This is a genomic window from Maritimibacter alexandrii, from assembly GCF_005871115.1.
In the GTDB taxonomy this organism is placed as follows: domain Bacteria; phylum Pseudomonadota; class Alphaproteobacteria; order Rhodobacterales; family Rhodobacteraceae; genus Maritimibacter; species Maritimibacter alkaliphilus.
In genome coordinates this window covers 404,799-419,322 of sequence record NZ_SWKQ01000009.1, presented here as the reverse complement: position 1 = coordinate 419,322, position 14,524 = coordinate 404,799, and the positions used below count along the sequence as shown (strand labels likewise).

Sequence of the window (14,524 nt, the reverse complement as noted above, 5' to 3'; positions counted from 1 at the left end):
CAGGGATGATCCGCCACGCCGGACAGTGGGCCGCAGCACTCGGGCTATCGCTCGCGCTGGGCGTCCCGGTCCAAGCCGAAAGCCTGAAGTCTGCCGTTCAGGCCGCTGTGACCGAAAACCCGACGGCCCGCGTGCGCAATGCGGACGTGCAGGCGACGACCCTCGACCTGTTGGCCCGCGAACGCGATTTTCTGCCCACGGTGACCGCGACGGCCGAGGCGGGAGCCTATTACTACAACGACCCCGCGCGTCTGGCGCCCGCCAACAACAACCGCGTCACGGCCGGCGCACGCGCGAATGTCGAAGCGAAATACGTCATCTTCGACGGGTTCCGCCGGGCCAATGCGGTCTATCGCGACGCGGCGCGGGTGGACGAGTCGATCTTCCGCCTGCTCGATGCGTCGGAAACGCTCGCCCTGTCGGCGGTCGAGGCCTATATCGACGTGCTGCGCCATCGCAACCTCGCCGCCGTCACGCGCCAGAACCTCGTCAAGCATCAGGACATCGGCAATCAGGTCATGGACCTCGTCGACGGGGGCCGGTTGCCTGCCTCCGAACGGTTCGAGGTCGATCAACGTATCGCCGCCGCGCGTCTGGTCGGCGTGCAGGTGCAACAGGCCCTTCGCGATGCCGAGGATCGGTACGAGGCGGTCGTGGGCCACAAGCCCGAGGGGCCGATGTCGATGCAGTGGGTGCGCAACCTGCCGCTGACGAAAGAGGCCTTTCTGCGTCAGGCCGTGGCCCAGAGCTTTCAGGTCAAGGCCGCCGAGACCGCGATCCGGCAAAGCCGCTACGACGAAGAGATCGTCCGGTCCGGCACCTTGCCGCAGGTCGCCGCGCGCACCGGGGTGAACGCGGGCCTCAATCAGAACGGCGTGCCGGGCCGCTCGGTCGATGCCTATGCCGCCGTCGGTGTGGAGTGGGAGATCTTCTCGGGCGGGCGCAAGGCGCAGCGATCCGCCGCGATCATGCGCACCGTGCAGGCGCAGGCCGCGCGGGATGCCGTGGTGCTCGACGTGCGCGAACTGGCCGCGACCACGTGGAACGCCTATTCCGCCAACATCGAACGCACGGTGCTGATCGACCGCCAGCTTTCCGCGACGCGCCGGACGGCGGATCAGTATTTCACGCAGTTTCAGGCCGGCACCCGCAGCCTGATCGAAGTGCTGGACGCCGAGGCCGCGTGGTTCAACGCCCGCTTCGAGGATGTGAGCGCGGAAGCCTCGTACGCCTTCAACCAGTATCAGATGCTCGCCGTCGAAAGTCGTCTGGCCAGCCATTTCGGCGTGCGTGCGTCCAACATGGCGCTGGCGCCGGGTTTTGAACGCCGCGCGGTCGAGGCCGGTCCGTTCTCGGTCTTTTCGACGGACATCCCGGCGCTGAAATGAACCAGTCACCTGCGGCGACAACCGGGAACGGGTCCGACGCCGGACTCCGGACCGCCGCATGGCTTGCCGATCACCACAACCGCCCTTGGACGGATGACGCCGCCCGCGCACGCCTGCCGGGGGGCGAAGACACGTGCAGACCGGAAGTGCTTTCGCGCGCGCTAGCGTCGGCGGGCCTACGCGCCCGTATGGTCACGCGCCGCCCGGACCGGCTGGACCCGGCGACGCTCCCCGCGATCCTGTTCGACTTCGAGGGCACGCCCTTCGTCGTCACCGCCGCACGGGGCAACCGGCTGACAATCGTGGAACCCGCGAAAGACGGGCTGGAGAGCGAGGTCAGTCCCCGCGAATTGCGCCACCGCGCCCGGCGCATGGCCATGCTGGTCACGCCCGATGCGCAGCGCGACGAAGCTGCCGGCCCCCCGGACGGCCACTGGTTCTGGCGTCCGATGCGCGACAACCGCTGGGCTTGGGTGCAGATCGTGATTGCGGCGCTCGCGATCAATCTTCTGGGCCTCGCCATGCCGATATTCGTGATGAACGTCTATGACCGCGTGATCCCGAACCTCGCCTTCGTCACGCTGACCACGCTGGCGCTGGGCGTCGGCCTTGCCGTTGCGCTCGACTTCGCGCTTCGGTCGGTGCGGGCGGCCGTGCTCGAACGGATCGGACGTCGTCTGGACGTCGGCATCTCGGCCACGCTCTTTCGCCATGCGCTTGGTCTCAGGCCCGCCGACATGCCCGGCGGCGCACTGGGCACCGCCACCTTTCTGCGCGACTTCGAAATGGTGCGGGAGTTCTTCGGCTCCCAAAGCCTCGTCGCCGCCATCGACCTCGTGTTCATCGGCATTTTCATCGCGGTGCTCTGGCTGATCGTCGGGCCGCTCGCGTTCGTCCCGCTGATCGCGATCCCGATCATGCTGGTCCTCGCCTTCGCCGCACAGATCCCGATGGGCAGCGCCGTGGCCAAGGCGCAGGCCGCTGCGAACCGCCGCCAGAAGGTGCTGATCGAGGGGCTCGCGGGGTTGGAGACGGTCAAATCCCTGAACGCCGAACCCGTGATGCAGCGCGAATGGGATGCGGCCACCGCCGCCTCGGCCCGCGTCTCGGGACGTTCGCGGTTCTGGTCCAACTTCGCGGCCAACGGCACCATGGTCATCCAGCAAGGCGTGAGCATCGGGATCATCACCTGGGGCGTGTTCCTGATCGCGGACGGGCGCATCTCCATCGGTGCGCTGATCGCCGCCAATATCCTGTCGGGCCGGGCGCTGGCCCCCTTGGGCGCGATCGCACAGACCGTGTTTCGCGCCCAGCATGCCCGGCGGGCGATGGCTTCGCTCGCCGACCTCATGGCGGTGAAGCCGGAGCGCCGAGACACGATCACCAGTCCGCTGGTCGTCGGTACGGGCCGGGTCGAGACGAAGGGCCTGACCTTCACCTATCCCGGCAGCACCGTGGCCGCCGTCAACGACGTGACGCTCGACATCGAGCCGGGGGAAATCGTCGCGCTCGTCGGGCGGGTAGGATCGGGGAAATCCACGCTCGGCAAATTGATGAGCGGGCTTCTGGCGGCCCAGCAGGGCACGATCCTGATCGACGGTCAGAACATCGCGCAATACGACCCGGCAGAACTGCGCCGCGGTGTCGGTTACCTTCCGCAGGAGCCGGAGTTGTTCACCGGAACACTGGCCGAAAACCTCACCATCGGCGCGCCGCGCGCTACGTCGGACGAGATCGCGCGCGCCCTGTCGCTGTCCGGCATGGACGGCTTCGTCGCGACACTCCCCAACGGCCTGAACACCTTTATCGGTGAGCGGGGCGGCAACCTGTCGGGGGGGCAGCGTCAGGGCCTGTCGCTTGCGCGCCTCATCCTGCGCCGCCCGCGCATCCTGTTCCTCGACGAGCCGACGAACGCGATGGACCGGGACATGGAAACGCAGGTGACCGAGCGTCTGTCGGGCCTGCGCGAAGATGGCGCCGCGCTGATCCTGTGCACCCACCGCCCCGGCCTCGCCGCGCTTGCAGGCCGCATGATCGTCATGGACAAGGGCCGCAAGGTGCTCGACGGATCCAGCCAGCAGGTGCTCGGCACGCTCAAACAGGCCGCGCTGACCCGGCAGGGGGAGGCAACCTGATGTTCGGTCCGACCATCGACGAGGACTTCGTGAATGCCGCCGGAGCGGGGCCACAGGGCGAGGGGCGGCGCGGGGCGCTTTTGTTGACGGTTCTGGTCGCGGGGATCGCCGGGTTCATCTGGTGGGCCGCCGTGTTCGAGATTGAAGAGGTCACGCGCGGCGCCGGTCGCGTGGTGCCGAGCCAACAGGTGCAAGTGATCCAGAGCCTCGAGGGTGGCATCGTGCGCGAGATCCTGATCGAAGAGGGCGCGACGGTCGATCGGAACACGCCTCTCCTGCGGATCGACGACACCGCCGCCGGGGCGCAGCGCGGCGAACTTCTGGAACAGGAAGCGACGTTGATGGCCGAACTCATCCGGGTCCGCACCGAAGCCGACGGGGGCGAGGCGCTCGCCTTTCCCGAAGCTCTCGCCGCGCGGGCGCCCGAGGCCGTCGCGGCTGAGCAGGAGGTGTTCGCCTCCCGCCGGTCGCAGCTTTCGTCGGAATTGCAGGTTCTTCAGGATCAGCTGACCCAAAGGCGGGCCGAAATCGAAGAGGCGCGCGCGATGATCGCCAAGCTGGAGGGGCAGATCGCCCCGCTGGCCGAAGAAGTGCGCCTGACCCGGCAATACGTGGAAACGGGCGCGGTCACGCAGATCGAATTGTTGCGGCTGGAAACCCGGCTTGCCGAGCTTGAGGGCGACCTTGCCGTGAGCCGCGCGCGGATGCCCCGGCTCGACGCCGCCATTGCCGAGGCCGAAGCCCAGCTTGAAACGGCGCGCCGTGCCTATGTTCTGACCGCGCGCGAACGGCTGGCGCGGGTGCAGGGCGAACTGTCCGTTCTGCGCGAAACCCTGCGGGCCGCCGAAGACCGCGTGACGCGCACCACGCTGCGCGCCCCCGTGCGCGGAGTCGTGAACACGCTCAACGTCACCACCATCGGTGCGGTCGTCGGCCCCGGTGATCCGCTGGTCGAGATCGTGCCGGTCGACGACCACCTGCTGATCGAAGCGCGCATCAGTCCGCAGGACGTGGCTTTCCTTCGGCCCGGCGACCCGGCCTCGGTCAAGATCACCGCCTTCGACTACGTGATCTACGGTTCGCTGTCGGGCACCGTCGAACGGATCGGCGCGGACACCCTGACCGACGAGGACGGCAACGCGTTCTTTCAGGTCGCCGTGCGCACCGACAGCACGGATCTTGGCGGAAACCAGATCAGCCCCGGCATGGTGGCTCAGGTGGATATCCAGACCGGACGCAAGACGGTGCTGGATTACCTGTTGAACCCGTTCCTGCGCGTTCGGGACGAGGCGCTGCGCGAGCGGTAACGGGCGGGGCCGCTATTTCGAGGTGGCGGTGAAGACCCCGTCCCAGTCGTCGGGTGGGGGCGTGCCGCGAAACGCCGCCACGCGCCCGCGATACAATTCGACATACCCGTCCAGAGCCAGCCCAGCCGATTGTCCCGCATCGGCCAGCGCGGTCAGCGCCGCGTCGCAGGCCTCCCAATCCTGCGTCGCATAGGCGACGCGCATCCGGTGGTTCGCCTTCGCCACGCGTGGCCAATCGGGATGGGACAACAGGTCAGCTCCGCCCAGCAATCCGAAGATCGTCACCGGCATGGTCTTGCCCTTGACCCGCACCATGTCGATTTCGAGCATCGCGAAATCGGGGCCCACCCCGTCGTGAACGCTTTCGGAGATGATGATCCCCAGTCCATAGGTCTTGGACAGCCCTTCGAGCCGGGAGGCGAGGTTCACCGTGTCGCCGAGCGCGGTGTAGTCGAAGCGCGTGTCGCTTCCCATGTTGCCCACGGTGCAGGGTCCGGTCGACATGCCGATGCCCACGTCGATCAGCAGCACGTCTTCGCCCTCTTCCGCGATCCGCTCGCGGTTGATTTCCTGCACCCGGTCATACATCGCCAGCGCAGCGCGACAGGCGGCGTGCGGGTGGTCGGGGATGTCGAGCGGGGCGTTCCAGAACGCCATGACGGCGTCGCCCATGAATTTGTCGATGGTGCCCTTTTCGTCGAGGATCGCGTTGGACAGGGCGGTGAGGAAGCGGTTCATCAGGTGGGTTAGTCCCACCGGGTCGGTGCGGTAGCTTTCCGCGATGGTGGTGAAGCCGCGCACGTCGGAAAAGAGCAGCGTCAACTCCTTGCGCTCGCCGCCCAGCGTCAGGGCGTCGGGGTTTTCGGACAACTGGTCGACAAGATCGGGCGACACATACTGACCGAAGGCCGACCTGATCTGCCGCCGCATCCGTTCCTCGCGCAGATAGTTCAGGCTGGCCATCAGGATCAGCGTCAGGACCGCGGTGATGATCGGGAAGGTCGGGTCGAGCAGCAGGCGCCGCGCGTCGAAGGCGTACCACGACGCGCCCGCATATCCGGCCATGACGACGACGGCGAGGATCATGACGAAGCTCGCCCGGAACGCGGGCACGAGGGTCACGATCACCAGCCCGAGAAGCGCGGTGATGACCAGCTCCACCGCGATGGTGGTATTCGGCCGCTCCAACATCGTCCCGGCGAGGATGTTTTCGAGGATCTGAGCGTGAACCTCCACACCCGCCATCGAAACGCCCAGCGGGGTCGGGCGGAAGTCTTCCAGCCCGATGGCGGAGGTGCCGACAAAAACGAGGTGCCCGGCGAGCCGCCCCTGCGGCATCCGTCCGGTCAGCACATCGGCGGCCGAGACGTAGCGCGCATCGTTCGACGGTGTGAGATAGGGCCAGACCGAACCGTCCGCCGCCGTCGGCACCAACTGCCGGGCGACCACCACGCCCTCGATGCCGGCGGCATTCGTGCGCACGGCAAAGGCGTCGCCCCCGGTCGCGGCACGCAGGAGTTCGGGCGCCAGACCGAGCCGTAGGCTGTCCTGAACCATCAGGACGAGCGGGGCGCGCCGATAGATGCCGTCGGGGTCCGGACGCGTGGAAAACACCCCATGCCCCAGCGCCGCGTCTTCGATCACCGGCAGGTTCTGCAAGAGACGGGGGTATTTCTGGAGGAACGGTGTCGGGTCGTCGCCGAGGATCGCGTGGGGCACCTCGCGGATCGGGGAGGCATCGCCACGGTCGCCGGCAAGGCGCACACTGGTCTGGCCCGCCACGACGCGGGATCGGGCGATGGCTTCGGCGAAGAGCTGATCGTTGTCCGGCAGATCGACCAGTTCGTCGCGCAAGGCGTCCGGCAGACCGGGTCGTTCGGCAAGTCGGGCGGGCGACAGGCGATCGGGTTCGGAAAAGATGACGTCGAAGGCGATTGCCGCCGCCCCATCCGCCGTGATCGCATCGACGAGGTCGGCAAGACGATCCCGTGGCCACGGCCACTGCCCCAAGGCTTCGATGCTGGCGTCGTCCAGATCCACGATGGCGACCGGCTGGCGCGTAAACTCACGCGGTTTCATCTGCTGAAACAGGTCGAATGCCCCGAACCTGAGGGCCTGAACCGGGGATGGGTCCGCGATCCGCAGCGCCAGAAGCAGGCACACGAGGCCGAGGCCAAGGGCCCTTGACGACGTGAACCGGCGCACCCCGTTTGCGAACCGTGACCAGATACTCCCTGCGCCCATACCGCCCCTGCCTGTTGTCCCGCCAAGCAAACGGGCGCGGGGGCCGTGGGTCAATCCTCAATCGAAACAATGCCCCGCCGATGACGCGCGCAAGGCGCATCCGCGAAACCATTCGACACCCAAGATGCAATTTTCTTTCGAATCGGGTAAGAAAAGATGGCAATTTTGTGAAGCTACATTTCTTAGGCACGGGACATTATGCGCCAGCTCGACTTCTCGACCGGCTCCGGGGCCGCGCCATCGGCTGTTCAACACGTGACGAGTGCCGACCCGGTCGTCGTCGATGACCGCCCGATCTTTACCGCCGATTTCAGCCGCGAGGGCTATGACCTCGTCCTTACCTCGCCCGGCCAACCCGACCTCCGGCTCGTCGATTATTTCCTGCAAGAGACGCCCCCCGATCTCGTGGCCGGGAACGGCGCGGTCCTGCGCGGCGACCTGGCTGCGCGGCTCGCGGGTCCGATCATGCCCGGTCAGTATGCGCAGGTCGGAGGCGCCGCCAGCACCGATCCCATCGGTCAGGTCGAGGCGCTGGACGGCGTGGCCTTCGCCGAGCGCGCCGACGGAACGCGCGTGCAACTGGACGTGGGTTCCAAGATCTACCAGAACGACGTGCTCATCACCGAGGGCGGAAAACTGTCGGTCACCTTCGCCGACGGGACGATCTTCACCCTCGCCGCCGACAGCCGCATGGTCATCGACTCGCTCGTCTACGATGCCGAGTCACAGGATGGGAACAGCGGGGCCTTTTCGCTGATCGAGGGCGGGTTCGTCTTCATCGCGGGCGAGGTGGCCAAGACGGGCGGCATGGACGTCACGACGCCGACCGCCACCATGGGCATCCGGGGCACGACCGTGCTGGTCGAGATCACCACGCTGGACGGTATCTCGACCGTCGAAGTGTCGCTCAACACCGACCCGGATGGTGGTCAGGGCGCGTTCGAACTGCGTGATCTGGATGGCAACCTGATCGCGACCATCGACTCGACCGACACCAAGTGGATCGTGTCGCCCGTCGAAGGCGAAACGCGCGAGGTCGTGCGCACGGCGGAAGACCTGGCCGACGACCAGACGCTCCTCCTCGACGCCGCCCGCGCCTATGCGCTCGCCTTCGAGCGGGTCGATGCCGGCGGCACCTTCGTCGAACTCGTCTCGAACGCCGGCTCCGGGTCGAACGGCCCCGACATCGGCGACGACACCGGGACGCAAGGCAACCAGAGCGACCCGGACAACACGCCACCGCCGCCGCCGCCCGGCACCTCCGGCGGCACCACGGGCGGCGCGCCCAGCCCGCCGCCGCCCACGACCCAGACGGGGGGCGACGAGGCACCGCAGAATACGGCCCCCGAAGCCCGGAACGATGCCAGATCGACGGTCGAGGACGGCCCGGTGACCGGCAACGTGTTGTCGAACGACAGCGATACGGACGACGACGACCTGTCGGTCATCATCAATACGCGGCCCAAGCACGGGACGCTCACGATCGGTCAGGACGGCAGCTACAGCTACACGCCGGAGCCGGACTTCAACGGGACCGACAGCTTCACCTACACGGTGTCGGACGGGAACGGCGGCACCGACAGCGGCACCGTGACCTTCACCGTGACCTCGGCGCAGGATGCGCCCGTCGCGGCGGACGACGCACTGACCCTCGCGGAGGACGCCGGTCCGGTGACCGTCAACGTGCTCGCCAACGACAGTGATGCCGACGGCGACACGCTGAGTGTCATCGACTGGTCCGTGCTGGACGTCGAAGGCCCGTGGACGCCGGGGGAAGACGGCGACATCAGCTTCGATCCGCCCGCCGATTTCAACGGATCGGAAACCATCGAATACACCGTGTCGGACGGGCACGGGAACACGGATACGGCGACGCTCACCGTCACGGTCACGCCCGTCGGCGACGCGCCCGTTGCCGAAGATCAGGCAAGCGAAACGGCTGAGGATACGCCGGTTCAGATCCTACCCGCGTTCGCGACGGCAGATGCCGACGGCGACCCGGTTTCGATCATCGCGTTCACCCAAGGCTCATTCGGCACGGTCGTGGACGATGGCGAAGGCGGGTTTCTTTATACCCCAGCCGAAAACGCCCACGGCACCGACAGCTTCACCTACACGGTCAGCGACGGCACGGGCGCGACGGACATAGCGACGGTCAGCGTGACGGTGACACCCGTCAACGACGACCCGGTCGCGACGCCCGAGAGCCTGACGGTGGCCGAGGATGGCTCGGGCGCGGTTTATCCGGCGTTTGCCGGGACAGACGTGGACGGCGACCCGGTGTCGATCAGCGGCTATTCGCAAGGTTCTCACGGCAGCGTGGACACGGACGAAGAGGGCGGACTGGTCTACACTCCCGACGCGGAGTTCAACGGCACCGACAGCTTCACCTACACGGTGAACGACGGGCAGGGCGGGACGGATACGCAGACGGTCAGCGTCACGGTGACTCCCGTCAACGATGACCCCGTCGCGTCGCCCGAGAGCCTGACGGTGGCCGAGGACGGTTCAGGCGCGGTCTATCCCGCCTTCGACGGGACCGACGTGGACGGCGACCCGGTGGCGATCAGCGGCTATTCGCAAGGTTCTCACGGCAGCGTGGACACGGACGAAGAGGGCGGTCTGGTCTACACTCCTGACGCGGATTTCAACGGAAGCGACAGCTTCACCTACACGGTGAGCGACGGGCAGGGCGGGACGGATACGCAGACGGTGACCGTCACGGTGACAGCCGTGAACGACGACCCCGTCGCGACGCCGGAAAGCCTGACGGTGGCGGAGGACGGCTCGGGCGTGGTCTATCCGGCGTTTGCCGGGACCGACGTGGACGGCGCCCCGGTTTCGATTAGCGGTTTCACGCAAGGCACGCACGGCAGCGTGGACACGGACGAAGAGGGCGGTCTGGTCTACACTCCCGACGCGGACTTCAACGGCACCGACAGTTTCACCTACACGGTGAGCGACGGGCAGGGCGGGACGGACACGCAGACGGTCAGCGTCACCGTGACGCCGGTGGAAGACGGACCGGAGGCCGTCGACGCCGCCGTCAGCACGGATGAGGATGTGGGCGTCACCGTCTATCCGTCGTTCGCGGGCACCGATCCGGACGGTGACGAGGTGTTCATTTCGTCCTATTCCCAAGGGGCGCACGGTGCGGTCGTACCCGATCTGGAAGGCGGCCTGACCTATACGCCGGATCCCGATTACAACGGAAACGATACCTTCACCTACACGGTCAGCGACGGGAACGGGAACACGGATACGGCCGAAGTCACCGTCACGGTCGACGCGGTGAACGATGCGCCCAAGGCGCAGGACAGCGTGCTCGAGGTCGATGTCGATACCGCCACCGCGGGCGCGGTCGTGGCGACCGATACCGAGGGCGATACGCTGACCTACACGCTGGCCGAAGCGCCGGACCACGGCACGGTCGAGCTGGATGGGGATGGGGGCTACATCTATACGCCGGACGAGGGCTACACCGGGTTCGACAACTTCGTCATGCAGGTCTCGGACGGCAATGGGGGGAGCGACCTTGCCACCGTAACGCTTGAAGTCGCGCAGGAGAATTTTCCGGTGTCGGGCGGGCAGTCCGTCTCGCTCGCCCTGTCGGAAGAGCCTGTGGGCGATGCCCCGGCCGGGAACCTCAGGATCGGCGTGAGCGAGGTTCAGTCCAACACGATCAACCTGTCCTTCGCGCTGGATGCGTCGGGGTCGGTCGGGTCGACGGGTTGGAACCAGATGCGTGCGGCCGTCGGAAATGCGCTGTCGGCTTTGTCCGACCAGTTCGCCGGGTCCGAGACGACCGTGAACGTCCAGTTCATCCGCTATGCCTCGGACGTCAGTTACAACCAGACCTTCGACCTCGTGGAAGACAAGGTCTCACTCATCGACGCAATCACGACGCTCGGCTTTACGGGGGGCGGCACACAATGGGACGACGCGCTCGATGCGGCGAAAGGCTTTTTCGACGCATCGGAATCGGACGCGGCGAATGCTACGAACATTCTCTACTTCGTCACCGATGGGCAGCCCACCTCGAACTCGCCGTGGGAAACGTCGCTTCAGAACATCGAGAACGCGCCCTATGACGTCGACATTCAGGCTTTCGGTATAGGATCTGGATACAACACGACCCAGCTTGCGCGGGTCGACAGCGACGATGAACCGACGGCGGTTTCGGAGCCGGGTGCTCTGCTCGCCGCGATACAACAGTCCCCCCTGTTCGCCGCACAACTCGTCGGGCTGTCGATTTCGCTGGTGGCGGACGGTGTGGAGCATCTGGGCATTGCCGACGAGACGAGCCCGGCCCTTACGTCCGACGGCCTGAATTTCGACTTGCCGCTGGCCGAGATCGCCGGGATCGGAGAGCTTCTGGGAGAAGAGAACCTGTTCTCCGCATTCGCGACGTTCGATCTGGACGGTGACCTCGGAACCACGGACGATCAGGTGACGATCAATTCGTTCGAACGGATCGCGAAGAAGGACGCGGCGCAGACCCCCACGGGCACCGACAAGTCCGACCTCCTGCTGGGCAGCGACGAGGATGACGTGCTGTCCGGTGGCGCCGGGGACGACATCCTTATCGGTTTCGGCGGGACCGACGTGTTCGACGGCGGCGCGGGGCGCGATCTTCTGGAACTCGCGACCGGGGCTGCCTCGGACCTGATCGAGACGCTTTCGGGGTCCGATATCGAGGCCATAAGCCTGTCGAACGGGCTTGCCGATACGCTGTTCCTCGACGTGACGGACGTTATCAACCTGTCCTCGACGGCGGATACCGACCTCGAGCTTCTGTTGAACGCGGCACTTGGCGAGAGTGCCACGATCCTCGGCGAGACGGGCGATGTCATCACGCTTCTGCCTGATGGGCCGGGCGCCTGGCAGGCGGTTCAGAGCGGCGTGGCCGACGGGCAGGGCAACACGCTCGACATCTATCAGTTCGTCGAAGGCGGCGTGGTGATGGCGACGCTGGGCATCGACGACGACGTGACCGTGAACATTCCGTTGCCTGCCTGATCCGCTTCGCTTGACGGCCAGGCCGCGCGCGCCTAGCGTCAATTCGAAAATTTTCGAACTGACGACGGGAGGTGCATCATGCGTGCATGGGTTCAGAACGACAAGGAAACGCGCGGCGGCTGGGCCGAGATCGACGAGGTCGTGCCGGGCGACGGCGAGGCGCTGATCCGCGTCACGCATTCCGCGATCAACTACAAGGACGGGCTGGCGCTGACCGGCACCTCGCCCATTTTCCGAAGCTTTCCGATGGTGCCGGGCATCGACGTGGCTGGCGTGGTCGAGCACGATCCCTCGGGCCGCATGGCGCCGGGCACGGACGTGGTCATCACCGGACATGGCATGGGCGAAACGCGCTGGGGCGGCTATGCCGAAAAGCTGGCGGTGCCCGCCGACTGGCTGATCGCGATCCCGTCGTCGATGTCGAACGAACATGCCGCCGCCATCGGGACCGCGGGCCTCACGGCCGCGCTTTGCCTCGACGCGCTCGAGGATCATGGCGTGCGCCCGGACAGCGGGCCGATGGTCATCACCGGCGCGTCGGGTGGCGTGGGCGGCTATGCCGTCGCCCTTGCCGCAACCGCCGGGTTCGACGTGAAGGCGGTTTCGGGCCGGTCCTCGGAAAAGGACTACCTGATGGGCCTCGGCGCCTCGGAAGTGGTCGACCGCGCGCCATTCGAGGAAAAGCCCCGTCCGCTGGGGAAAGAACAGTGGGCCTCGGCCATCGACGTGGCGGGTGGCGAAATCCTCGCCAATGTCATTTCGGGCATGCAGTATGGCGGTGCGGTCGCGGCCTGCGGGCTGGCCCAGTCGATGAACCTGCCCACTTCGGTCGCACCCTTCATCCTGCGGGCGGTCGCGCTGCTCGGCGTCGATTCCGTCTATGCGCCGCCCGAAAAGCGCGCGCGGGCCTGGGGCCGGTTCACGCCGGAGGTGGTGAAAAGCTTCGACCCGATGCTGGTGCGCGAGAAATTCGACGCGGTCGACGGCTTGGCGCAAGACCTGCTCGACCAGAAAGTCCGGGGCCGGGTCGTCCTGTCGTGGTGACGCGATGACGGCCCCGGACAACCGCACGCTGGACCTCTTCGAGGCGCTTGGGCATCCCCTGCGCCTCAGGATGGTCGAGATGATGGCGGCGGTCGACGACCTCGCCTGCACGACACTGGAAGCGGAATTGCCGATCGCGAAATCGACGATTTCCTACCACGTCAAAATCCTCTCGCAAGCCGGGCTGATCGACGTGCGGCGGGACGGACGGTGGTTCAACTACCGCCTGCGTCGGGACGTGCTCAAGGACCAGCTAACGGATTTCGCGGCCTCACTCGACCAGCCGCGCCAAGCGTCCGACGCGCGGCATTCGCCAGCCGGGGTGGCAGGCGAACGCGCCGGGTGAGGGTGGGGTCCACCCAAAAGCGGTGCCCTGCCAGTCCTGGCGGTGCAGATCGGCTGGAGCGGTGGTAACCACCGTCCCGGCCCCTCGGCAACACCCTACTCCTGAAGGTCTTCTGCAAGCATCTCGATGAACCGCTCTGCACTATGCGATAGCGTATGGCGGCGGCGCTTCACGAGGCCGGCGTCGCGGGCCACGACCGGGTCGACCAGCGGGACGCTGCGAATGCCGGGGGCGGGTTGCGCGCGGGCGAGCCGGCCGGGCAGGATGGCGAAGCCGATGCCGCAGGCCGACATCCAGGCCGCGCTGCCCAGAAAGCCCACCTCGGCGACCACGCGCGCCCGAATGTTGAGTTTCGCCAAGGTCGTTTCGACCATGCCCCGCACGCCGTAGTCGCGGCGCGACAGGATGAGCGGTTCGTCCTTCAATTCGCGCCACCCGACGCAATCCCGTTCGGCGAAAGGGTGGTCGACGGCGCAGATGATGCACAGCGGATCGGAATGGAGACTTTGCCAGTCGAGCGCGGACTTGTCCTCGGGCTCGGTCCCGATCCCGAAATCGGCCCGTTGCTCGATAATGTTGGAATAGAATTGGTCGGGCGCGCAGTCGTCGAGGATCAGGCTGACGGCGGGATAGGCGGCCCGGAACCGCCGCACCGTCTCGGGCAGAAGCGTTAGCCCGGTCGCGGGGGTCGCGGTCAACCGGATGCGACCGCGTTCGAGGTCGCGCAGTCCGCGAATGGTTTCTTCCAGCGTCGACAGGTCGCCGAGGATGCGTTCGACCAGCCCGATTACGCTTTCGCCCGCCGCCGACGGGGCCAACGAGCGCGTCGTACGCTCGAACAACGTGGCGCCGAGGACCGTCTCGGCCTGCCGGATCAGAACGCTGGTGGCCGATTGCGTGATATTGAGCGCCTCTGCCGCGGCCGAAATCTGGCCGGTGCGATAGACCTGCTGGATCGCGCGAAGCTGTTTCAGGGTGAGGCGTGAGACGGACATCGGATACATAAATTTGGCTCATGAATAAATTAGAAAAATTCGATTA

8 protein-coding genes are annotated in these 14,524 nt (G+C 66.6%); 6 read left to right on the top strand and 2 right to left on the bottom strand.

Features of this window, described 5'->3' with window-relative positions; all coding sequences use genetic code 11:
• The first annotated feature begins 5 nt into the window (after positions 1-5).
• From FCT00_RS02855 to FCT00_RS02845, 3 genes are read left to right on the top strand one after another with little or no spacing between them, the layout of a single operon-like run.
• On the top strand, positions 6-1,388 hold the full coding sequence (locus tag FCT00_RS02855; RefSeq protein WP_138421766.1) for a TolC family protein: 1,383 nt from the start codon (positions 6-8) through the stop codon (positions 1,386-1,388).
• Positions 1,385-3,523 carry a type I secretion system permease/ATPase gene (locus tag FCT00_RS02850; RefSeq protein ID WP_138421765.1) on the top strand — a complete coding sequence of 713 codons (2,139 nt, stop codon included), beginning with the start codon at positions 1,385-1,387 and terminating at the stop codon, positions 3,521-3,523. The genes FCT00_RS02855 and FCT00_RS02850 overlap by 4 nt, the downstream gene beginning before the upstream one ends.
• Positions 3,523-4,830 (top strand): HlyD family type I secretion periplasmic adaptor subunit, encoded by a 1,308-nt coding sequence (locus FCT00_RS02845; RefSeq protein WP_138421764.1) that lies wholly within the window; start codon positions 3,523-3,525, stop codon positions 4,828-4,830. Before FCT00_RS02850 ends, FCT00_RS02845 begins: the two co-directional genes overlap by 1 nt.
• 12 nt (positions 4,831-4,842) lie before the next feature.
• On the opposite strand, the gene FCT00_RS02840 is transcribed toward FCT00_RS02845, so the two are convergent.
• The gene (locus FCT00_RS02840; RefSeq protein ID WP_171042864.1) at positions 4,843-7,035 is read right to left on the bottom strand and encodes a CHASE2 domain-containing protein; all 2,193 of its coding nucleotides are present in this window, start codon (positions 7,033-7,035) and stop codon (positions 4,843-4,845) included.
• Positions 7,036-7,272: 237 nt separating this feature from the next.
• Here FCT00_RS02840 and FCT00_RS02835 point away from each other — a divergent pair, with 237 nt between their 5' ends.
• From FCT00_RS02835 to FCT00_RS02825, 3 genes are all read left to right on the top strand, one after another.
• Positions 7,273-12,093, top strand: a complete 4,821-nt coding sequence (locus tag FCT00_RS02835; protein ID WP_138421762.1) for an Ig-like domain-containing protein — start codon at positions 7,273-7,275, stop codon at positions 12,091-12,093.
• A gap of 78 nt (positions 12,094-12,171) precedes the next feature.
• On the top strand, positions 12,172-13,137 hold the full coding sequence (locus tag FCT00_RS02830; protein ID WP_138421761.1) for an MDR family oxidoreductase: 966 nt from the start codon (positions 12,172-12,174) through the stop codon (positions 13,135-13,137).
• A gap of 4 nt (positions 13,138-13,141) precedes the next feature.
• Positions 13,142-13,483 carry an ArsR/SmtB family transcription factor gene (locus tag FCT00_RS02825; RefSeq protein WP_138421760.1) on the top strand — a complete coding sequence of 114 codons (342 nt, stop codon included), beginning with the start codon at positions 13,142-13,144 and terminating at the stop codon, positions 13,481-13,483.
• A gap of 95 nt (positions 13,484-13,578) precedes the next feature.
• Here FCT00_RS02825 and FCT00_RS02820 read toward each other — a convergent pair whose 3' ends face one another.
• Complete coding sequence (locus FCT00_RS02820) at positions 13,579-14,478, bottom strand: LysR family transcriptional regulator (RefSeq protein ID WP_235888928.1); 900 nt, start codon at positions 14,476-14,478, stop codon at positions 13,579-13,581.
• Positions 14,479-14,524 lie beyond the last annotated feature (46 nt).